We start from the raw sequence: 21,214 nt of genomic DNA, 5'->3' as shown, positions 1-21,214 counted from the left end.
CTGGCATTCAATAAATCAGAACTGGGAAGGGGAATCATGTCGCATGCAATGCCCGACCGGCTTCTGCCCGGTTCGCCGTATCCGCTCGGTGCTAGCTGGGATGGCCTCGGCGTCAACTTTGCGGTGTTCTCGGCGAATGCGCAAAAAATCGAGCTTTGCCTGTTCGAGCCCACCGGGCGCAAGGAGATTCGCCGCTTCATGCTGCCCGAATGCACCGACGAGGTCTGGCATGGCTACTTGCCGAACGCGCATCCGGGCACCGCTTACGGCTTTCGCGCGCACGGGCCGTATCAGCCGCATCAGGGGCACCGCTTCAATCCGCACAAGTTGTTGCTCGATCCGTACGCGCGCAAACTGGTCGGGCAGTTTCGCTGGTCGGATGCGCTGTTCGGCTATCGCGTGCATTCGAATCGCGCCGACCTCTCCATCGACCGGCGTGACTCCGCGCCGGCCATGCCGAAGTGCGTGGTGATCGACGAAGCGTTCGACTGGTCGCACGACAAGCGCCCGAACGTGCCGTGGGGCGAGACCATCATCTACGAAACGCACGTGCGCGGGGCGTCGATGCTGCGCGCCGATTTGCGCCAGCACGAACGCGGCACGTTTGCCGCGCTGGCGTCGCCGGAGTTCATCGAACATTTGCTGAAGCTCGGCGTGACCGCGGTCGAGTTGCTGCCGGTCCACGCGTTTCTCAACGACCGCTTCCTGGTGGAGCGCGGTCTGCGCAACTACTGGGGCTACAACAGCGCCGCGTTCTTCGCGCCCGAGCCGTCGTATCTGAGCACGCACCGGCTCGACGAAATGCGCATTGCGGTGCGCCAGTTGCACGCGGCCGGCATCGAGGTCTTTCTCGACGTGGTCTATAACCACACCTGCGAAGGCAACGAAATGGGCCCGACCGTTTCGTGGCGCGGTCTCGACAACGCGAGCTACTACCGTCTGGTTCCCGGCGACGAGCGCCACCACATCAACGACACCGGCTGCGGCGATACGCTGAACCTGCCGCATCCGCGCGTGCTGCAGATGGTGATGGATTCGCTGCGTTACTGGTCGACGGCGTTCAATATCGACGGCTTCCGGTTCGATCTCGGCGTGACGCTCGGCCGCGAGCAGCATGGCTTCGATCCGGGCTCGGGTTTCTTCGACGCATTGCGCCAGGACCCGATCCTGTCGCAACGCAAGCTGATCTCCGAGCCGTGGGACATCGGTCCCGGCGGCTATCAGCTGGGCAATCATCCGCCGGGCTTCGGAGAATGGAACGACCGTTTCCGCGACACAGTGCGCCGTTTCTGGCGCGGCGACGCAGGCTTGCGGCCCGATCTCGCCGCACGCCTGACCGGCTCGGCCGATCTGTTCAACCGGCGCTTCAGGAAGCCGTGGGCGTCGATCAACTTCATCACGTCACACGACGGCTTTACGTTGGCCGATGTCACGGCTTACGAGCACAAGCACAACGAAGCGAATCGCGAGGACAACAACGACGGCCACAACGAGAACTGCAGCCGCAACTGGGGCGCGGAAGGTCCGACCGACGATCCCGCGATTCTCGACACGCGCAAACGCGTGGCCCGTTCGCTGATCGCGACACTGCTGATCGCGCTCGGCACGCCAATGGTGCTGGCGGGCGACGAAATGCTGCGCACGCAGAACGGCAACAACAATGCGTACTGCCAGGACAACGAAATATCGTGGCTCGACTGGGAAGGTGCAACCTCGCCGGACGGCCAGCAGATGGTCGACTTCGTCGCGCGCGTGATCGCGCTGCGCAGACATCATCCGCTGCTACGCGAAACGCGTTTTCTGTTCGGCGACCGTGAAGTGCTGCCGGGCCTGTTCGATGTCGGCTGGTTCGACGAGCACGGCGACCCGCTCACCATCGAGGCCTGGCAGGACCCGGAAGGCCGCGCGTTCACCTTGCGTCGCGCGGGACCAGGCTTGAATGGCGAAACAGAAGTATTGTTGATGTTGCTCAACGCAAACGAGGAAACACTGCGCTTTACACCGCCCGCCCCGCACCTGGAATGGCATGTGCTGTTAGACACTGCTGAACCGGACAGTGCGCCTCATCGGCTGGCGGTGGCCGAGGTCGAGGTGGCTGCGCACGGTCTCGTGATGCTGGCCGCGCAGCCGGTGGGCGAAGCGGACTGGCAGGCGGGCTGGAAGGCCGGCGCGCAGCACGGGCCGCGGCTTTTGACGGCGCTGCCGCCCGATCCGGGTGCGCATTCGCCGAGCAGCGACACGTCAGCGAGCACGTAGGCGAGCACATAGGCGCCAGTGACGTAAGCGCGAAGTAGCCGCGAGGCAACGGCGCGATGGCAGCCAGATCGCAGCCGGATCGCGGCACGGACTCACATGCACGGCGGCCGGGTTCTCACGTGTGCGCTTGCGCAAAACGCGCTTCGCAGGCAGAACGCAGAACGCGGCTCGACAGCACATTCGAATGGTGAAGAATCATGTCCGAAAGTCCGATTGACCCTCATGCGCATCATCACGCGCATTGCCTGCCGTTCAGCGCGCAACTGCTCGGCGCCGCGGGCACGAAACCGCGCACGCGGTTCCGTTTCTGGGCGCCTTCGTGCAAGACGGTTCAAGTCGCGATCGAAAACGGGCCGGCGCAAGGCATGCACGACTTGACGCCCGCCGGCAACGGCTGGTTCGAAGCAACCGTGGATGGCGGCGCGGGCACGCTGTACCGCTTCCGGCTCGACGGCGAGCAACTGGTGCCCGATCCGGCATCGCGCTTTCAGCCGCAGGATGTGCACGGGCCGAGCGAAGTCATCGATCCGCGCGCGTACCGTTGGAAACACACGAACTGGCATGGCCGGCCGTGGGAAGAGACCGTGCTGTACGAACTGCACGTGGGTGCGATGGGCGGCTACGCGGGCGTGCAGACGCGCTTGCCGGCGCTCGCCGCGCTCGGGGTCACCGCAATCGAGTTGATGCCTCTGAACGACTTCCCCGGCAAGCACAACTGGGGCTATGACGGCGTGCTGCCCTATGCGCCCGACTCCGCTTACGGCCGCCCCGACGAACTGAAGGCGCTGATCGACGCCGCGCACGGTCTCGGCCTGATGGTGTTTCTCGACGTGGTCTACAACCACTTCGGCCCGGACGGCAATTATCTGCACGCGTATGCCCGCTCGTTTTTCCGTGAGGGCACGCATACGCCGTGGGGCCCAGCCATCGACTTCAGCCGCAGTGAAGTGAGCGACTTCTTCACGGACAACGCCGTGTATTGGATCAATGAATATCGCATCGACGGGCTGCGTTTCGACGCGGTGCATGCGATCGACAATCATGCGTGGCTGCGCGAGCTGTCCGATCACATCCGCGCGAAAGTGCAGCACGGCCGGCATGTGCATCTGGTGCTGGAAAACGAGCACAACACGGCGAGCCTGCTGGAAACGCATTTCGACGCGCAATGGAACGACGACGCGCACAACACGCTGCACGTGCTGCTGACCGGCGAAACGGAAGGCTACTACCACGCGTACGAGGACCAGCCGATCCGCCGTCTCGCGCGCGTCCTGTCCGAAGGCTTCACGTATCAAGGCGACCCGTCGCCGATTCACGACGGTAAACCGCGCGGCGAATCGAGCGGGCATCTGCCGCCCACATCGTTCGTGATGTTTTTGCAGAACCACGATCAGATCGGCAACCGCGCGTTCGGCGAACGGCTTCGCAAGCTGACCTCGGACGACGCGTTGCGCGCCGCCACCGGCCTGCTCCTGCTGTCGCCGCAAATCCCGCTGCTGTTCATGGACGAGGAATACGGCTCGACGCAGCCGTTCCTGTTCTTCACCGACTACACCGGCGAACTCGCCGACGCCGTGCGCGAGGGACGCCGCCGCGAATTCGCGCGCTTTTCGTCGTTCAGCGATGAGAAGCGGCGTGCGCAAATTCCCGATCCGAACGACCTGAAGACGTTCACCGCTTCGTCGCCGCCGGCACCGGATCAGGCGCGCGAGCAAAACAACGCCGACGCGAAAGACCGGCTCGACTGGATGCACTTCTACAAGTCAGCGCTCGCCGTGCGCGCCAAGCTCGTCACGCCGCGTCTGCAACACAGCAAGGCGCTCGGCGCGAGCGTGCTAGGCGCGGCCGGCGGCGGCGATGCAAACGCGCTGGTCGCCCGCTGGAAACTTTGCGACGGCGAAACGCTGTCGATCGCGCTGAATCTGTCGAAGGAAGGCGTCGCGTTCGACAACGTCCCCGCCGGCAAGGTGATTTTCGAAACGCCGCCGCGCGTGCGCGAGCAGATCGACGCCGGCACGCTGCCGACGAACGCGTTCGTCGCGTGGCTGACCGGCGACGTCAGCGACTACGCGATCAGCCACGACGCCCGCATCGCGGGTCAACAGGAGCGCCACGCGTGACTACCCGACGCCCCGGCGACACGATCGCCACGCTCGCCCGCCGCGCCGGCTTCGAAGTGGAGTGGCAGGACGCGCACCACACGACCCAGCACGTGCCGGAGAGCACACTGGCGATGCTGCTCGAACAGATGGGTCTGCCGTGCGGCAACGCCACGCAGGTCCGCCACAGCACCGCTGTTCTGGAGACCGAACTATCCGGCCGCAAAATGCCGCCGCTGATGACCGCCGAGGTCGGGCGCGGCATCGCGCTGCCCGTCGCGGCGATCAAGTCCGGCAGCCACTACCGGATCGAACTCGAAAGCGGCTCGATCATCGATGGGCGCTTCACGGCGCCCAAAGGCGAAGAGGCGTTGCTCGCGCCGATCGACGAGGCCGGCTATCACGCGCTCGTCATCAACGATCAGCGGGTGACGCTGGCCGTCGCGCCATCGCGCTGCTACACCGTCGACGACGCGTGGCGCACGCTGCATCGCGATGAAGACGACGCTGCGCCGACGCCGCCGCTGTGGGGCATCGCCGCCCAACTGTACGGCTTGCGGCGCAGCGGCGACGGCGGCGTCGGCGACTACTCGGCGCTCGCGCGAATCGGCGTCGAAAGCGCGCGGCGTGGCGCGCATGCGCTCGCCGTCAGTCCGACGCACGCGATGTTCAGCGCGGAGCCGAATCGCTTCAGCCCGTATTCGCCGTCGTCGCGTTTGTGGCTGAATGTCGCGCATATCGATCCCGCCGCGGTGTTCGGCGCGGACGCGGCACGCGAAGCACTCGAAGCCGCGCAGGCCACCGCTGCATGGTCGGCATTGGAAGCCTTGCCGCTGATCGATTGGCCGAACGCGGTCAAGCTGAAGCTGAAGGTCCTGCGCGCGCTCTACGAGCAGTTCAGCGCGCACGAACGGGGACAGGACACGCCGCGCGCGCTCGAATTCCACGGTTTCTGTGAGCGCGCCGGCCGCGCGCTCGAAGATCACGCGCGCTTCGAAGCGCTGCAGGCAGCGCAACTCGCGCAAGGCGGCAACGGACATTGGCGCGACTGGCCCGAGGCGTTGCGCGATCCGCGCAGCCCGGAAGTGGAGGACTTCGCCAACGTCCATCGTCACGAGGTCACCTTCCATCTGTTTCTGCAATGGCTTGCCGCGAAGGGTCTGTCGCACGCGCAGCACGCGGCGCACGAAGCCGGCATGGCCGTCGGCCTGATCGCCGATCTCGCGGTGGGTTGCGACAGCGCCGGCAGTCATGCGTGGTCGTATCGCGACGACATGCTGCAACGCGTGTCGGTCGGCGCGCCGCCGGACCTGTTCAACCAGGCCGGGCAGGCATGGGGCCTCACCACCTTCTCGCCACGCGCGATGCGCACGCAGGGCTTCTCCGCGTTCATCGACATGCTGCGCGCCGCGTTCGCGCACGCGGGCGGCATCCGCATCGACCACATTCTCGGCCTGCGCCGTTTGTGGCTCGTGCCCGAAGGCGAAAGCGCGCGTCACGGCGCGTACCTGCGCTATCCGCTCGAAGACCTGCTGCGGCTGATCGCGCTCGAATCGTGGCGCCATCGCGCGATCGTGATCGGCGAGGATCTCGGCACCGTGCCGCCCGGTTTTCGGGAGCGACTCGACGAGCACGGCATCGCCGGGATTCGCGTGCTGTGGTTCGAAGGCGCGTTCGACGGCAACGGTTTCAAGCCGCCGCAACAGTGGGATCGCAATTCGGTCGGCACCACCACCACGCACGATCTGCCGACCGTGGCCGGGTGGTGGCGCGGCAGCGACATCGCGTGGCGCAACCGGATCGGCCAGACGAGCGCGCGCGCCGACGGCCGCGACCCCGAGGAAGTCGCGCAGGAGCAGCGCGCGAGCGATCGCGCTGCGTTGTGGCGCGCGTTCCAGCAAGCCGGCGTGGCCGCGCCGGATGTGGCTGCGCCGCCGCCCGGAAGCGCGCCCGTCGACGAAGCGCTCGCCTTTGTCGCGGCCACCCCCGGACCGCTCGTCACGTTTCCGCTCGAAGATTTGCTGGCGCTCGACGAGCAGCCGAATCTGCCCGGCTCGACCGACGAGCATCCGAACTGGCGCCGCCGGCTGAGCTTACCGATCGATGAATTGTTCGACGACGACGAGTTCAGCGATCGTCTTCTGGCGGTCGATCGCGCGCGCCGCGCGGCGACCGCTTCCGTTCCCCCTGCCGCTCCTCCCATCGCTTCTTCGGAGCCTGATACGCCATGACCGTCCCGCGCTCCACGCTGCGCCTCCAGTTTCATCGAGGCTTCACGTTCGACGACGCCGCGAAGCACGTCGACTATTTCGCCGCGCTCGGCATCAGCCACCTGTATGCATCGCCGGTCACGACCGCCGAGCCGGGCTCGATGCACGGCTACGACACCGTCGACTACACGCAGGTCAGCGCCGAATGCGGCGGCGAGGCGGGCCTCAAGCGTCTCGTCGACAAGCTGCGCGCGCACGGCATGGGGCTGATCGTCGACATCGTGCCGAACCATATGGGCGTCGGTGGATCGAGCAACGCGTGGTGGCTCGACATTCTCGAATGGGGCCGTCACAGCGCGTATGCGCGTCATTTCGACGTCGACTGGCATTCGCCCGATCCTGCCCTGCGCGGCAAGGTGCTGCTGCCGACGCTCGGCGCGCCCTACGGCGAAGAACTCGCGGCGGCCCGCATCGCGCTGCGTTTCGCGGCAGACAGCGGACGTTTTTATATCGGCTACGGTCCGCACGTTTTTCCCGTGTGCCCGATCGATTACGCGGCAATCCTGCAAAGCGCCGATCGCGCCGATCTCAGCGCGCTCGCCGAGCGCTTCCACGGACTGACCACACAGCCGACCGACCAGCCGCGCGCCGCCGAAGCGCGCGACGCGTTGCGCGAATTCGTCGCGCAAAACGGCGATTCGGCGCTCGAATTCGTGTTGCAGGCGTATGCGCCCGACGATCCGGTCACGCGCGACCGGCTGCATCGGCTGATCGAGCGGCAGCACTTTCGTCTCGCATGGTGGCGCACCGCGTCGGATGAAGTGAACTGGCGGCGCTTCTTCGACATCTCGACGCTCGCCGGCGTGCGCGTGGAGCGGCCCGAAGTGTTCGAGGGCGTGCATGCGCTGGTTTTCCGTCTGTATCAGGAAGGCGTGGTGGACGGTTTGCGGATCGACCATATCGACGGTCTCGCCGAGCCGCGCGAATATTGCCAGCGCTTGCGGCAGCGGCTCACTGAACTGCGCGATAGCGCGCCATACGTGGTGGTCGAAAAGATTCTTGGGCGCGGCGAACCACTGCGCGACGACTGGCCGGTGGACGGCACCACCGGCTACGATTTCATGAACGACGTGGGCGCGCTGCTGCACGATCCGGCCGGCGCCGAGCCGCTCGCGCGAACGTGGACCGAACTCACCGGCCGCAGCCCGTCATTCGCCGACGAAGCGCTGGCCGCGCGCCGCAAGATTCTCGCGGAGAACCTCGCGGCGGAGCTGGACCGCGCGGCGCGGGCCTTGCATCGGATCGCGCGCGATTCGCTGACCACGCGCGACTTCACGTTCACCACGCTGCACCGCGTGCTGACCGAACTGGTTGTTCATTTCCCGGTGTATCGGATCTATCCGCAGAACGCTTTGCGCAGCGCCGCCGACAACGTCTATTTCGGGCAGGCGCTGGCCGGCGCGAGAGCGGCGCTGCCGCGTGCGGACCATGTGGTGCTCGATCGCGTGAATGCGTGGCTCGGCGGCAGCGCCGAGGACGCGCCCGCGGCGCGGCCCGGCGCGCCGCAGCAGGCGCAAGCTCAGAATGGCATACCGCCCACTCATACGGGCTCCGCGCGACGCACCGCGCAGACGCTGTTCTCGCAACTCACCGCGCCGGTCGCCGCGAAGGCGATCGAGGACACGGCGTGCTATCGCTATGGCCGCCTGCTGTCGCGCAACGAAGTCGGCTCGGACCCCGGCGAATTCGCGTTGTCGGTCGAGCAGTTTCATGCAGGCAATCTGGATCGCTCGCAACGCTTTCCGCACACGCTGCTCGCCACGGCCACGCACGATCACAAACGCGGCGAGGACGTGCGCGCGCGGCTCGCGGTGCTAAGTGAGATCGCCGACGAATGGGGCGCGACGCTGCGCGCGTGGTCCACGTTGAACGCACCGCATCGCCGTGCGCTCGACGGCAAGCCGATCAGCAGCGTGAGCCAGGACAAGAGCGACGCATGGGCGCCCGGCCCCGCCGCCGAGGCGATGCTGTATCAGACGCTGGTGGGTTGCTGGCCGCCCTATTTGCAGCCCGACGACGAAGCGGGCGTCAAGGAACTGGCCGAGCGCGTCGCGCAATGGCAATTGAAGGCGCTGCGCGAAGCGAAGCTGCAAACCAACTGGCTGGCCCCGGATGAAGCCTACGAAGCCGGTTGCCGCGACTTCCTGTTCGACATCCTCTCGCCACGGCGGCGCGACGGCTTTCTCAAGGAGCTGTCCGCGTTCGTCGCGCGGATCGGCCGCGCCGGCGCGCTGAACAGCTTGCAACAGACCGTGCTGCGGCTGGCATCGCCTGGGATTCCCGATCTTTATCAAGGCACCGAATTGTGGGACTTCAGCCTGGTCGATCCGGACAATCGCCGCCCCGTCGATTTCGCCAGACGCGAAGCGTGCCTTGCGGAAACACCGCCGTCGGAATTCCTGCCGGACTGGCGCGACGGACGCGTGAAACTCGCAGTGGTGCAGCGTGTGCTTGCGCTGCGCGCGCATTTGCCGGAGTTGCTGAGTCAGAGCACGTATCTGCCGCTCACGGTGCGTGGTGCGCACGCGTCGAATGTGATTGCGTTTGCGCGGCGGCATGGCAATGCGTGGGCCGTGGTGGTGGCGAGCCGGCTCGCGGCCGGGCTGCTCGACGACCAGGGCGACATGCCGCTGGTCGATCCGCAGAAGTGGGCGGACACGGCGGTGGAAATGCCGTCCGATCTGTCCGCGCGAGCATTGTTCGACTGGCTGAGTCCAGCGGCGCCGAAGGTCGATGAAAACGGCCGGCTGTATCTGCGCGATGCGTTGGCGGCGATGCCGATTGCGGTGCTGGTCGAGGATGGCGTGCCGCGCAGTTGATGGAGCGCGTTTGCCTGGTGGGCCGCAGGCGATTGGACGTGCGGCTCAACCGCCTTCGTCGTCGAATATCTTCGGGTAGACGCGCACGAGCACGATGCGCGGCCCCTTCATCTTCTTGACCACCACGTCGAAGCGATCGAATTCCACGCGCTGCCCTTCGGTTGGCAGATCGTTCAGCGCCTGGATCACGAGGCCGCCAACCGATTCCGCCTTGCCCTCGTCGATGTCGATCCCCAACGCGCGCTCCAGCGACACCACCGGCAAGCTGCCTTTGCCCATCAGCGTGCCGTCGTCCATGCGTGTCCAGTCGGCGTCGCCTTGACGGAATTCGTCATGAATCTGACCCACAAGCGCGCCGAGCAGATTGTCGAGCGTGAGGAAGCCGATCGGCTTCGAGTTCTTGTGGCCGACCAGCGCGAAATGCGGCGCACCTTTGCGGAAGCGGCGAAACAGTTCGAGCGCCGGCATTTCCGGCTTCACGTACTGCACGGGGCGCGCGTAGCGCGACAGGTCGTCGAGCGTGCTGCCCGCCTGGCGCGCCAGCAGCAGGTCCTTCAAATGGATCATGCCGGCCACGCGCTCGCCGGACGCGTCTTCGAACAGCGGATAGCGGCTGAAGCGGTGCTGCGCGACCATTTGCATGTTTTCGCGCAGCGGCAGGTCGCGCCGCAAGCCGATCATTTCATAAGATGGACGCATGAGGTCCGACACGGTCATGCGTGAGAAGTCGAGCGAGTGCGCGATCGTGTTCCATTCGTCCTGGCTGTAGGCGCCGTCAGGCGAGCCCAGCTCGCTCACGAGGTTGGTGCGGCGGCTGCGCAGGATCAGCTTGAGTTCGTCGGTCGAGTAATGCGAGTCGTGGCCGTGGTCGGCGTCGAGCCCCGTGAGCTTCAGCACCGCGTTGGCGCTCGAATTGAGCACCCAGATCGCCGGATACATCGCCCAATAAAAGCCGTACAGCGGCATGGCGGCCCACAGCGAGACCTTCTCCGCCTCACGAATCGCCAGCGATTTCGGCGCGAGTTCGCCCACCACGATATGCAGGAACGAAATGCACGAGAACGCGAAGAACAGCGAAATGCCGTGGATCAGCTGCTCCGATTCCACGCCGATCAGGCTGAGGAGCGGCGAAAGCAGTTGTGCGAACGCAGGCTCGCCGATCCAGCCAAGCCCCAGCGACGCGAGCGTGATGCCGAGCTGACAGGCGGACAGATACGCGTCAAGCCGGCCGTGCACCTTGGCGAGCAAACGTCCGCGCAGCCCGTGCCGCGTGGCGAGGCTTTGCACGCGGGTCTGCCGCAGTTTGACCAGACCGAATTCGGCGGCGACGAAAAAACCATTAAGGGCAACGAGAAGCAACGCACCGATAAGGGCGACGAGCTGAATCAAAGCGAGGGGCTCCGGCGACAAAAGTTGTCAGTATAGAGGTTGAAAGCTCGATGAAAAGTTAATCGGGCAGAAGTCGCTGGGACGAAGCCGAAGCGCTCACCTCGGCGCCGTCGCGCTTAACGGCACACGCAGCGCGAGCGTGGCGGCGTCGCCGGTGGCGTCGCTTTGTTCGAAGCTGCCGCCGTGCGCTTCCGCGACGCGCTTGCACAGCGCGAACACCCACGCGATCCGCTTCGCTTCGCGCGGCTCGCCGGCCTGCTTGCGGGCAAATGTTTCCAGCACATGAGGCAAGGCGGGGTCGTTCAATGCGGTTTCGTTCGACTGATAGGTGACGGCGGCGTGCCACGTGCCCGTGTCGGCGCGCGCCGCCAGCGTGACCGCCGCGCCGTCGGCGCTCGCTTCGACGGCGAACGCGAGCATCACCCACAGCGCGGCGGCGAGACGCTCGCGGTCGCCGTTGAGCTGCTCGGTGGCGAGCTGCGAGTCGACCGTGATGTTCACGCCGCGCGAGCGGGCGAGACCGGAGCGGACTTCCTCGGTGGTTTCGTCGAGTAGCGGATGTAGCGGAAACGGCGCACACGCGAGCGCCAGCGACCTGGTTTCGGCGCGCGTCGCATCGACGATGGTTTCGAGCAGCTTCACCTGCTGATCGACGCCGCTGCGAATGCCGGTGACGGCGCGCTGCGCGTTCGGGTCGTTCGCATCGAGCTTGCGCTCGAGCACGTAGGCCCAGCTATGAATGGCGTTCAGCGGACCACGCAGATCGTGCGACACCAGCGAGAGCACATGATCGCGCATGAACAGCGCGGTTTCGGCACGCAGATGCGCGGTTCGTTCGGAGACGGCGAAGCCGGAAGGAACCGGCTGTGCACCACCGGTCCCGCTTGAAGACGTTGTCACGATCGAGCCCTCTCAGGCAGTGCTGGAGAATTGAAAGAAGCCCCATTATAGGCAAGCTGTCCGGCGCGGCCAGCCTGGCCGGACGGCCAATTCGGACGCAATCCGCATGCCACACGGCATTCCTCGGCGATGCGGCGTCAACACGCCTACAATGTCGGTTTTTACGATTTCATTGAGGAGCGACTTATGTCGACTGTGACTACCGAATCCGGCCTGAAGTACGAGGACATCGTCGAAGGCACCGGCGCCGAAGCGGTGGCAGGCAAGACCGTCAGCGTGCACTACACCGGCTGGCTGACCGACGGCCAGAAGTTCGACTCGAGCAAGGACCGCAACGACCCGTTCGCGTTCGTGCTGGGCGGCGGCATGGTCATCAAGGGCTGGGACGAAGGCGTGCAGGGCATGAAGGTCGGCGGCACGCGCAAGCTGACCATTCCGCCGCAACTCGGCTACGGCGTGCGCGGCGCGGGCGGCGTGATTCCGCCGAATGCGACGCTCGTGTTCGAAGTCGAATTGCTCGACGTTTAAGCGGTTCGTCGTTTTTGTCATTGCGCATCGTCGACGCGTCACAGCCATGAGCCACGCCGCCGTCACCGCACCTAGCGTTTCGTTGCGCCGCTACGGCGCAATCGAAGCGTCGGACGTGCACGACTTCCACCAGGTCGTGCTCGGGCTCGACGGCGCGATGGTGATGGCGGTCGACGGTGTCGCGCAACAGATCGACGCCGGCTCCGCTTGGCTCATCCCGGCCGGTGCGCGGCACGACTACGCCGGGGTCGGCGAGAACCGGCAGTTGGTGCTGGATTTGCCGGCCGCGTCGCTGGCCGTGCCGGAACGGCTGTTCGACCGCGCGCGCGCCGTGACGGTGGATGAGTCGCTCACGCAGCTCGTGTATCGGATCGCGGCGCATGCCACGGGTGGCGCGCTAGGCGACGATCTGGACAGCCGGCGTTTCCATTGGGACGCCGCCGCGCGGCTGGGCGCCGCGCTCATCGCCGACACCGGCACCACGGCCGGCGCGCTGGCCGGTGGCGCCGGTCTCGACTTCGCGCGCGTCGACCGCTGGCTGCGCGCGCATTTGTCGGAGCCGTTGCGTATTGCCGACCTCGCCGCACATTGCGGTTTCGGCATGCGGCGCTTTCACCAGCTCTTTATCGACGCGTTCGGCGAAACGCCGCATCGCTATTTGCAGCGGCTGCGGCTCGATACGTCGATCACGTTGCTCGCGGACCCGCGTCTTTCATTGACCGATATCGCGCTGGAAATCGGCTTCGGCGATCAGAGCGCGTACACGCACGCGTTCACGCGGCGCTTCGGCCTCGCGCCCGGTCAGTGGCGCGCGCTGCGGCACTGAGTTCATTGCGCGAGCCTGACGCGACGGCCCGCTTTTCGCTGCAGGGGGCGCCGCCAAAGCCGGTGCCCCCTGCATCATCAGTCACCACTCAGCCGGCCAGCCCACGCTGCAGATCGGCGCGAATATCGCCGGCGTTTTCCAGACCCACGGCAAGACGGATCAAACCTTCGCTAATGCCCGCGGCCGCGCGCGCCTCCGGCGTCACGCGACCATGCGTGGTGGTCGCCGGGTGCGTGATGGTCGTGCGGGTATCGCCGAGGTTGCCGGTGATCGAGCACAGCTTCGTGCTGTCGATCACGCGCCAGGCGTTCTCACGCATTTGCTCCGGCGTGTCGCCCTTCAGTTCGAACGACAGAATCGCGCCGCCCGCCTTCTGCTGACGCATGGCCAGCGCATGCTGCGGATGCGACTCCAGCCCAGGATAGAACACGCGATTCACGGCCGGATGCGTATCGAGCCAGCGCGCGATTTCGAGTGCATTCGCCGACTGCTTTTCCACCCGCAGCGACAGCGTTTCCATGCCCTTGAGCAGCACCCATGCGTTGAACGCGGAAAGCGTCGGCCCCGCGCTGCGCACGAACGGAAACACCTTCTCCATGATGAATTTCTTCGAGCCGACCAGCGCGCCGCCGAGCACCCGGCCCTGGCCGTCGAGAAACTTGGTGGCCGAATGCATCACGACGTCCGCACCGAACTTCAGCGGCTGCTGCAAGGCGGGGCTGCAGAAGCAGTTGTCGACCACGAACAGCGCGTTCGCCGCTTTCGCGACCTTGCTGATCGCTTCGATATCGGCGATTTCGGTCAGCGGATTCGACGGCGTTTCGAGGAAGAACATTTTCGTCTCCGGACGCACGGCGTTTTTCCACGCGTCCACGTCGGTCGGATCGACGAAGGTGGTCGTGATGCCGAACTTGCTGAAGATCTGCGAGAACATGCCGAGCGTCGAACCGAACAGTGCCTGCGAGCTCACCAGATGATCGCCGGCCTGCAGCGTGGACATCACCACGGACATGATCGCGGCCATCCCCGACGCCGTCGCCATGCACGCTTCGCCGCCTTCGAGCGCGGCGAGGCGGTCCTGGAACATCGACACGGTCGGGTTCGTGAAGCGCGAGTAGGTGTAGTTGTCTTCGGAGTTCTTGAAGCGCTCGGCGGCGTCCGCGGCACTCGCGAACACGAAGCTCGAGGTTAGGAAGATAGCTTCCGAGTGCTCGTTGAAGTCGCTGCGCATGGTGCCCGAGCGGACTGCGAGCGTATCGAAGTTCAGGGAGTCGTCCATGATGGTTCTGGTTTCCAATGTTCGATGGCTGCGTTCGGCGCGGCTCGCCTGTGACGAAGCACAACGCCGGACAGCAGCAACAAAAAAGCCCGCTTTGCGTCGGCATAAGCGGGCTTCATGTGCGGGGAAAGCTGGAGCGGAGGCGGATGCGTGCGGCTTTTCCACCCTTCGCTTTAGCTGTTTCGGGTTGCCCCGCGTCCGCAAGCTGAGATCAAATCGACGCAAGCCGCCATGCTAACACGCTCATGGCGCGGCGTGCAGCGCGCCACGCCATGAACCGGTCGAGCAGACCGCGCTCAACCCACCGACAGTTGCAGATGCAGTTGCGAACGCGCCGGGCCGCCCCCGTCGATCGCTTCGCTCGCGGCGTCACGATCCGATTGCGACGACGGTGCGAGACGCGCGGTTTCGATGCGATCGAGGTACTCGGTCGTGACATCGCCGGTCACATAGTTGCCGTCGAAGCACGACGCTTCGAACTCCTTCAGCGCCGGGTTGATGTCGCGCACGGCCTGCTTCAGCGCCTCGACGTCCTGATACACGAGATGATCCGCGCCGATCATGCGCGCGACTTCTTCGTCTGTGCGGCCGTGGGCAACGAGTTCACCGCGCGTCGGCATATCGATGCCGTAGACGTTCGGGAATTTCACCGGCGGCGCCGCCGACGCGAAGATCACCTTGTTTGCGCCCGCATCGCGCGCCATCTGCACGATTTCGTGCGAGGTGGTGCCGCGCACGATCGAGTCATCGACGATCAATACGTTCTTGCCCTTGAACTCGATACCCATCGCGTTCAGCTTCTGACGCACCGACTTCTTGCGCACCGCCTGGCCCGGCATGATGAAGGTGCGGCCCACGTAACGGTTCTTGAAGAAGCCTTCGCGATACTCGACGCCCAGCTTCTTCGCGACCTGCATCGCGGCCGGACGGGACGAATCGGGAATCGGCATCACGACGTCGATCGCGACGTCGGGCAGTTCGCGCTTGATCTTTTCGGCGAGGTAATCGCCCATGCGCAGACGCACGTTGTACACCGGCACGCCGTCGAGCACCGAGTCCGGACGCGCGAGATACACGAGTTCGAAAATGCAGGGGTTCAGGCTCGGGCTCGTCGCGCATTGCTGCGAATGCAGCTGACCGTCGATGTCGATGAATATCGCCTCGCCCGGCGCCACGTCGCGCACGAACTCGAAGCCGATGCCTTCGATCGCCACCGATTCCGACGCCAACATCCACTCGACGCCTTCAGCCGTCTCCAGCTTGCCGAGGCACAGCGGACGGATGCCGAACGGGTCGCGGAAGCCCAGCAAACCATAACCGGCGATCAGCGACACGATCGCGTACGAACCGCGCACCCGGCGATGCACGCCCGACACGGCGTTGAACAGCGCGGCCGGATCGAGTTGCAGGCCGGAGCTAGCCAGCTGCAACTCGTGCGCGAGCACGTTGAGCATGACTTCCGTGTCGGAATTGGTGTTGATGTGGCGGCGATCGATGCGGAACATCTCGTCTTTCAACTGCCGCCAGTTGGTCAGGTTGCCGTTGTGCGCGAGGATGATGCCGAACGGCGCGTTCACGTAGAACGGCTGGGCTTCTTCCTCGCTCGACGCGGAACCAGCGGTCGGGTAACGGACCTGGCCGATACCTGTCGTACCGGGCAGGCTGCGCATGTTGCGCGTGCGGAACACGTCGCGCACCATGCCGTTGGCCTTGTGCATGTGGAAGTTGCTGCCGTTCGCTGTCGCGATGCCGGCGGCGTCCTGACCGCGGTGCTGCAGGAGCAGCAGGCTGTCATAGATCAGCTGATTGACCGGAGAGTGGGAAACTACGCCTACGATGCCGCACATGGCATGTCCTTCAAAGGTACAAAATTCGTCGTGGCGGCCGGTGCCTGCGATAGCGCTCCCCAAAGGGGCCTTCCTTCGGGGCGAGCGCGCTGTTACGCAAAGGCGGCCGGTTTGCGCCGGAGTCCTGCTGCGTCCCTCTGACCGCTTGCCTGATCGTCACACGTGGACGTAGGCGGCAAGCGTCTCGGGAAGCAGCGGTTTCATTACGTGCACGCCCTCGACCGCATAGGGCCTCAGCAGAGCGTTGCGCCAGAATTCCTGTTGGGGCAGTTCGGTCAAGCCTGCGAGGGCGACCAGAATCAGCACCAGAATGACCCCGCGTACGAGGCCGAACATCAAACCGAGCGAGCGGTCCACGCCGCCCAGCCCAGTTGCCTGCACGACGCGGCTCAGCAGCGCGCTCACTACGCTCGCCACGAGCACCACGCCGATCACCAGCAGCGCGAACGCCAGCAGCCACTGGGTCAACGCGCCACCCGGCCAATTGGACGGTATATACGGCACGACGTAACTGACGAATCCACAGGCAATGAAGAACGCCGCGATCCAGCCGATCAGTCCGAATATCTCTGACAAAAAACCACGCCACGTGCCGCGCAACGCCGACAAACCGATCACCGCCATTACAGCGTAGTCGAAGGCCGTGAACATCGCTCGCTTACTGTGCAGCGCCGTTGTTCGCGCCCGACGTCAAGCCGGCCTCGCGAACCTTTGCGATCGCGGCGGTTGCCGCCGCACGGTCGGCGAACGGACCGGCGCGCAACAGCGTGAGCGTCGAGCCGTCCGCCTGCTTACGATGTTCGGTATATGCGGGCACCCCCGCCGCTTTCAACTTGGTCGCCCAGGTACGCGCGTTGGCGTCGTCCGTAAACGCGCCGAGCTGCACCGCGAAACGGCTGCCAGGCGGCGATGCTGGCGTGCCGGAGTTCGCGTCCGCGCGGGCGGCGGCGGTATTTATTTCGTCGTCGCTCGGGGCTGGCGCGCTTTCTGCGCTATGCGTGGCCGGCGTGCGGATCGGTTTGGTCGGTGCGGCGGGCGCTGCAGTCACAGCAGGTGCGGTATTGGCCGCGACAGCGGGCGCCTGCGGCTTCGCCGCCGGCTTGGCTGCGGGCGCGGGCATAGTGTTCGCGTCCGCGCTTTGCTTTGACGCACCGGACTGGGCGGGCTTGACTGCCGGCGTCGCCGCGAGGCTGGATGCCGCAAGACCCGCGTCGGGCGTCGGATTGTCGGGAGCTACGCCGGCTTGGGTGTCTTCGGTGGTCTTGGGGGCGACCTTCGGCGCGGGCCGGCTCGGAATGTCGATCGAAATGTCGTCGGTGACGGGCTTGGGATGCGAGTCCAACACCATTGGCAGGATGATCACCGCAGCCACGACCAGCGCAATCGCGCCGACCAGCCGGCGCCGCGCGCGCTGCTTTTCCGGCAACGTAGGGTCGAGCAGCATCGCATCGGCGTCGACGGTGCGCTCCGTGCGGCGAGTGCGCCGCTCCACGCGTTCACCGCGGGCGGCCCGATTGGAACTGGTGTTTGCGCCGCGCCGGGTGGGCGCGTCGTCTTTCTTGCCGAACGAGAAAATTCCCATGAATCGCTTGGTTCGAGCCTGGCGCCCGTTCAGTGTTGCTGCGATTTCCGGTAAGCCATGACGCCTGCTACCGTATAGAAACTGCCGAAAACCACGATTCTATCATTCTCTGACGCGCGTTTTAGCGCGTCTTGGAAAGCCTCTGCGGGTGTTGCGTAGCGCGTCACGCTGCTGTCGGCGCTCTCGCCCACGCCCTGCTCGCGCAACGCCGTTTCGAGCTCTTTCGCCGACGCCGCGCGCGGGGTCGGCAAATCGGTCACGCACCAATAGTCGATCTCGCCTTTGAGATGCGCCAATACGCCGGCAATGTCCTTGTCGCGCATCGCGCCGAACACCGCATAGGTGTACGGGAAAAAGCCCATGTTGCCAAGGTTTTGCGTCAGCACCGCGGCCGCATGCGGATTGTGACCGACATCCAGCACGATGGCCGGCTTGCCGGGCAACACCTGGAAACGACCCGGCAGTTCCACGTTGGCGAGACCGAGCCGGATGTCCTGCGCCGATACCGGCAAGCGGTCGCGCAGCGCTTCGAGACCGGCCAGCGCCGCCGAAGTGTTGATCAACTGATTCGCGCCGCGCAGCGCTGGATAAGCGAGCGCCGAACGCCGCATTGTCGGACCGACGTAGCTCCATTGCTGACGCTCGCTGCCCGCCTGGCCTTCGTAGCGGAAATCGCGGCCGAATAGCCACAGTTCGGCGCCGATCTTCTCGGCATGGTCGATCAGCGATTGCGGCGGCACCGGGTCCGCACAGATCGCCGGCTTGCCCGGGCGGAAAATGCCGGCTTTTTCGACGGCGATCTTTTCGCGCGTGTCGCCGAGATAGTCCATGTGGTCGAGGTCGATGCTTGTGATGATCGCGCAGTCCGTATCGAGGATGTTGACCGCGTCGAGGCGCCCGCCCAAGCCGACTTCGAAAATCACCGCGTCGAGTCCGCGCGCAGCGAACAGGCTCATGATCGCCAGTGTCGTGAATTCGAAGTAGGTCAGCGTGACCGGCTCCGCGAGGCTAAGACGTGCGGCTTCGACGGCTTCGAAATGCGGCAGCAGATCCGCGTCGCTCGCCATTTCGCCGTTCACGCGCGCGCGCTCGTTGAACGAGAGCAGATGCGGCGACGTGTGGCAGCCGACCCTAAATCCGGCACGCAGCAAGATGGATTCGAGGATCGCGCACGTCGAGCCCTTGCCGTTCGTGCCGCCGACCGTGATGATCGGGCAGGCGAACGACAGTTGCATCGCGTCGCGCACCTTCGAGATACGGCCCAAACCCATGTCGATGCCGACCGGATGCGCGGATTCAAGATGCGTGAGCCACGCGTCGAGGGTGGGGAATGTGGTCATGGGGTGAATCGCGAGTGAATCGGTTTTGGGCAGTGAGGCGCAAGGCGCGGGCTGGGCGGCTGCGGCTGGCAGAGCGCAGCGCGGCGGGCACTTTATGCGCAGAAAGCCGCGCGCAGGGCAGCCTGGCTAACGCCGCTGCGTTGCGAGACCGTGATTATCCCGGAAATGACAGCGCGCCGCTTGATGACTCACGCGGCGCGTAATTTTCTGACTACCCTTCCAGCCGCAGCGCCTGTTCTGCACACGGCGACGCAGAGGTCTATCGCTCTGTGCGGCCTCTGCTTACGCGACCGCGTCCGCCGGCTGATGGCTCAACAGCGCCATCAATTGAGCCAGCTCTTCGCGCAGCTTGCGACGGTCGACGATCATGTCGATCGCGCCCTTCGTCAGCAGGAACTCGGCGCGCTGAAAACCTTCCGGCAGCTTTTCGCGCACCGTTTGTTCGATCACGCGCGGGCCGGCGAAGCCGATCAGTGCCTTCGGCTCGGCGATCACCACGTCGCCGAGAAACGCGAAACTCGCGGACACGCCGCCCATGGTCGGATCGGTCAGCACGGAAATGAACGGCAGCTTGGCTTCGGCGAGCTTGGTCAGCATGGCGGTGGTCTTCGCCATTTGCATCAGCGACAGCAGGCTTTCCTGCATCCGCGCGCCGCCCGAAGCGGTGAAGCAGATAAACGGCACCTTCTGTTCGAGCGCGTTCTGCGCGCCGCGCGCGAAGCGCTCACCGACCACCGAACCCATCGAGCCGCCCATGAACGAGAACTCGAAGCACGCGACCACGACCGGCAACGTATGGATTGCACCGCCCATCACGACCATGGCGTCGGTTTCGTCGGTGTCGTCCATGGCCTCTTTCAGGCGATCCGGATACTTGCGGCTGTCCTTGAACTTCAGCGCGTCGACCGGAACGATTTCCTGGCCGATCTCGTAACGGCCTTCCGCGTCGAGCAGGCCGTCGAGCCGCTCACGCGCGCCGATGCGCATGTGATGGTCGCACTTCGGGCAAACATGCAGATTGGCCTCGACGTCGTTGCGGTACAGCACAGCTTCGCACGACGGGCACTTGATCCACAGGCCTTCCGGAATCCCCTTTCGGCTCTTCGGGTCGGTTTGTTTGATTTTCGGCGGCAGCAGCTTGTCGAGCCAGCTCATATTGAATCCTTCTGGGGTCACGGTCGCGCAAACGGCGGGACAAGCCCGCCGTTCACACTACAGCGACAAAAATAACTGTTATCGGGCAGTCGCGACGCTATCGAGCGCTTGGCGCACTTCAGCGACGAAACGCGTAAGCGTCTCGGCGGCTGTGTCGGGTGCTGCCTGTTCGAGCAATTGGACAATACGGCTGCCGATCACGACGGCATCGGACACCTCGGCCACCGAACGCGCGGTTTGCGCGTCACGGATGCCGAAACCGACGCCCACCGGCAGGGGAACTCGCGACTTGATGGCCGGGATTTTACTCGCGATGCTGGAAACGTCCAGATTTGCCGCTCCGGTCACGCCTTTCAACGACACATAGTAGACGTAACCGCTGGCAATCTTGCCGACTTCCGCGATGCGCTCGTCCGTTGACGTGGGCGCAAGCAGAAAGATCGGATCGATGCCGGCAGATCGCATCTGTTCGGCGAAATTAGCACACTCTTCCGGCGGGTAGTCGACGACCAGCACGCCATCCACGCCGGCCTCTTTGGCGGCTTTCGCGAAGGCGTCGGTCCCCATCCGCTCGATCGGATTGGCGTAGCCCATCAGCACCACAGGCGTTTTGTCGTTGGTTTCGCGAAAGCGCTTGACGTCGGCGAGCACGTGGCGCAACGAGACACCCTGCGCCAGCGCGCGCTCGGACGACTGCTGGATCACCGGACCATCGGCCATCGGGTCCGAAAACGGCACACCGAGTTCGATCACGTCCGCGCCGCCGGCAGCGAGCGCGTGCATGAATTCGACCGTGCGGGCGGGGTCCGGATCGCCGGCCGTCATGAACGGAATCAGGCCTTTTTTACCCTCGGCGGACAGCGCGGCAAACGTGTTTTTGATACGGGACATGGAATATTCTCGAAATTTTGGCTACTGCGCGCT

The 21,214-nt window shown here is 65.2% G+C and carries 15 protein-coding genes; 6 read left to right on the top strand and 9 right to left on the bottom strand.

Annotated elements, in window-relative coordinates; genetic code table 11:
• Positions 1 to 36 precede the first annotated feature (36 nt).
• The 4 genes from glgX (at position 37) to treY (ending at position 9,444) form a co-directional block, all read left to right on the top strand.
• Positions 37 to 2,256 carry a glycogen debranching protein GlgX gene (gene glgX, locus P0D89_RS03045; RefSeq protein WP_408358284.1) on the top strand — a complete coding sequence of 740 codons (2,220 nt, stop codon included), beginning with the start codon at positions 37 to 39 and terminating at the stop codon, positions 2,254 to 2,256.
• A 197-nt stretch (positions 2,257 to 2,453) separates the two neighbouring features.
• The gene (gene treZ / locus P0D89_RS03040) at positions 2,454 to 4,376 is read left to right on the top strand and encodes a malto-oligosyltrehalose trehalohydrolase (protein WP_408358285.1); all 1,923 of its coding nucleotides are present in this window, start codon (positions 2,454 to 2,456) and stop codon (positions 4,374 to 4,376) included.
• Positions 4,373 to 6,586 (top strand): 4-alpha-glucanotransferase, encoded by a 2,214-nt coding sequence (malQ, locus tag P0D89_RS03035; protein WP_408358286.1) that lies wholly within the window; start codon positions 4,373 to 4,375, stop codon positions 6,584 to 6,586. Before treZ ends, malQ begins: the two co-directional genes overlap by 4 nt.
• Complete coding sequence (treY, locus tag P0D89_RS03030; protein ID WP_408376076.1) at positions 6,583 to 9,444, top strand: malto-oligosyltrehalose synthase; 2,862 nt, start codon at positions 6,583 to 6,585, stop codon at positions 9,442 to 9,444. The genes malQ and treY overlap by 4 nt, the downstream gene beginning before the upstream one ends.
• Positions 9,445 to 9,489: 45 nt before the next feature.
• On the opposite strand, the gene P0D89_RS03025 is transcribed toward treY, so the two are convergent.
• Together P0D89_RS03025 and P0D89_RS03020 are read right to left on the bottom strand one after the other, a co-directional pair.
• Entirely contained in the window at positions 9,490 to 10,833 is a 1,344-nt protein-coding gene (locus P0D89_RS03025; RefSeq protein ID WP_408358288.1) for a hemolysin family protein, read from the bottom strand.
• A gap of 96 nt (positions 10,834 to 10,929) precedes the next feature.
• Entirely contained in the window at positions 10,930 to 11,733 is an 804-nt protein-coding gene (locus P0D89_RS03020) for a sensor histidine kinase (RefSeq protein ID WP_408358289.1), read from the bottom strand.
• A 186-nt stretch (positions 11,734 to 11,919) separates the two neighbouring features.
• On the opposite strand from P0D89_RS03020, the gene P0D89_RS03015 reads away from it, so the two are divergent.
• Together P0D89_RS03015 and P0D89_RS03010 are read left to right on the top strand one after the other, a co-directional pair.
• Entirely contained in the window at positions 11,920 to 12,261 is a 342-nt protein-coding gene (locus P0D89_RS03015) for an FKBP-type peptidyl-prolyl cis-trans isomerase (protein ID WP_006047612.1), read from the top strand.
• A 46-nt stretch (positions 12,262 to 12,307) separates the two neighbouring features.
• Entirely contained in the window at positions 12,308 to 13,087 is a 780-nt protein-coding gene (locus tag P0D89_RS03010) for an AraC family transcriptional regulator (protein WP_408358290.1), read from the top strand.
• 88 nt (positions 13,088 to 13,175) lie between these two features.
• Here the strand turns inward: P0D89_RS03010 and P0D89_RS03005 are convergent, their stop codons facing one another.
• The 7 genes from P0D89_RS03005 to trpA all read right to left on the bottom strand — a co-directional run bounded on the left by P0D89_RS03005 (position 13,176) and on the right by trpA (position 21,181).
• Positions 13,176 to 14,366 (bottom strand): O-succinylhomoserine sulfhydrylase, encoded by a 1,191-nt coding sequence (locus P0D89_RS03005; RefSeq protein WP_408358291.1) that lies wholly within the window; start codon positions 14,364 to 14,366, stop codon positions 13,176 to 13,178.
• Positions 14,367 to 14,662: 296 nt separating this feature from the next.
• Positions 14,663 to 16,213 carry an amidophosphoribosyltransferase gene (purF, locus tag P0D89_RS03000; protein ID WP_408358292.1) on the bottom strand — a complete coding sequence of 517 codons (1,551 nt, stop codon included), beginning with the start codon at positions 16,211 to 16,213 and terminating at the stop codon, positions 14,663 to 14,665.
• 156 nt (positions 16,214 to 16,369) lie between these two features.
• Positions 16,370 to 16,864: a CvpA family protein gene (locus P0D89_RS02995; RefSeq protein WP_408376075.1), complete on the bottom strand. Its 495-nt coding sequence runs from the start codon at positions 16,862 to 16,864 to the stop codon at positions 16,370 to 16,372.
• A 7-nt stretch (positions 16,865 to 16,871) separates the two neighbouring features.
• Positions 16,872 to 17,795, bottom strand: a complete 924-nt coding sequence (locus P0D89_RS02990; protein WP_408358294.1) for an SPOR domain-containing protein — start codon at positions 17,793 to 17,795, stop codon at positions 16,872 to 16,874.
• Positions 17,796 to 17,824: 29 nt separating this feature from the next.
• Complete coding sequence (gene folC, locus P0D89_RS02985; protein ID WP_408358295.1) at positions 17,825 to 19,135, bottom strand: bifunctional tetrahydrofolate synthase/dihydrofolate synthase; 1,311 nt, start codon at positions 19,133 to 19,135, stop codon at positions 17,825 to 17,827.
• A gap of 282 nt (positions 19,136 to 19,417) precedes the next feature.
• A complete protein-coding gene (gene accD / locus P0D89_RS02980; RefSeq protein ID WP_408358296.1) occupies positions 19,418 to 20,290 on the bottom strand; it encodes an acetyl-CoA carboxylase, carboxyltransferase subunit beta in 873 nt (290 codons plus the stop codon).
• A 78-nt stretch (positions 20,291 to 20,368) separates the two neighbouring features.
• On the bottom strand, positions 20,369 to 21,181 hold the full coding sequence (gene trpA, locus P0D89_RS02975; RefSeq protein WP_408358297.1) for a tryptophan synthase subunit alpha: 813 nt from the start codon (positions 21,179 to 21,181) through the stop codon (positions 20,369 to 20,371).
• Between the last annotated feature and the right edge of the window lie 33 nt (positions 21,182 to 21,214).

Source organism: Paraburkholderia sp. RL18-085-BIA-A, from assembly GCF_046027075.1.
Classification (GTDB): domain Bacteria; phylum Pseudomonadota; class Gammaproteobacteria; order Burkholderiales; family Burkholderiaceae; genus Paraburkholderia.
The sequence above is the reverse complement of the archived record's forward strand: the minus strand, read 5'-3'. Positions and strand labels throughout refer to the sequence as shown.